The sequence below is a fragment of the Streptomyces sp. NPDC111507 genome (assembly GCF_055638955.1).
Map to the genome: position 1 here is coordinate 1 of NZ_JBVKBU010000059.1, position 1,057 is coordinate 1,057.

Genomic DNA, 1,057 nt, shown 5'->3' on the forward strand with positions numbered 1-1,057 from the left:
AAGAAACACACGACGCTGCACCTAAATGCATTTCGGGGAGAACCAGCTATCACGGAGTTTGATTGGCCTTTCACCCCTAACCACAGGTCATCCCCCAGGTTTTCAACCCTGGTGGGTTCGGTCCTCCACGACCTCTTACAGCCGCTTCAACCTGCCCATGGCTAGATCACTCCGCTTCGGGTCTTGAGCGCGCTACTAAATCGCCCTATTCGGACTCGCTTTCGCTACGGCTTCCCCACACGGGTTAACCTCGCAACACACCGCAAACTCGCAGGCTCATTCTTCAAAAGGCACGCAGTCACGAGACACCAAGCAAGCTTGATGTCCGACGCTCCCACGGCTTGTAGGCACACGGTTTCAGGTACTATTTCACTCCGCTCCCGCGGTACTTTTCACCATTCCCTCACGGTACTATCCGCTATCGGTCACCAGGGAATATTTAGGCTTAGCGGGTGGTCCCGCCAGATTCACACGGGATTTCTCGGGCCCCGTGCTACTTGGGTGTTTCTCAAACGAGCCGTTGACGTTTCGACTACGGGGGTCTTACCCTCTACGCCGGACCTTTCGCATGTCCTTCGCCTACATCAACGGTTTCTGACTCGTCTCACGGCCGGCAGACCGTGAAAGAGAAATCCCACAACCCCACATACGCAACCCCTGCCGGGTCTCACACGCATATGGTTTGGCCTCATCCAGTTTCGCTCGCCACTACTCCCGGAATCACGGTTGTTTTCTCTTCCTGCGGGTACTGAGATGTTTCACTTCCCCGCGTTCCCTCCACATACCCTATGTGTTCAGGTATGGGTGACAGCCCATGACGACTGCCGGGTTTCCCCATTCGGAAACCCCCGGATCAAAGCCTGGTTGACGACTCCCCGGGGACTATCGTGGCCTCCCACGTCCTTCATCGGTTCCTGGTGCCAAGGCATCCACCGTGCGCCCTTAAAAACTTGGCCACAGATGCTCGCGTCCACTGTGCAGTTCTCAAACAACGACCAACCACCCATCACCCCGAACCAGTAGTCCGAGTGCACTGGGGCCGGCACTGAAGGCAGCC

General features: G+C 56.8%; 1 rRNA gene. It reads right to left on the reverse strand.

Annotation, left to right across the window (positions count from 1 at the left end):
* A 23S ribosomal RNA gene (locus tag ACZ7M2_RS52455) occupies positions 1 to 956 on the reverse strand; the annotation flags it as partial.
* Between the last annotated feature and the right edge of the window lie 101 nt (positions 957 to 1,057).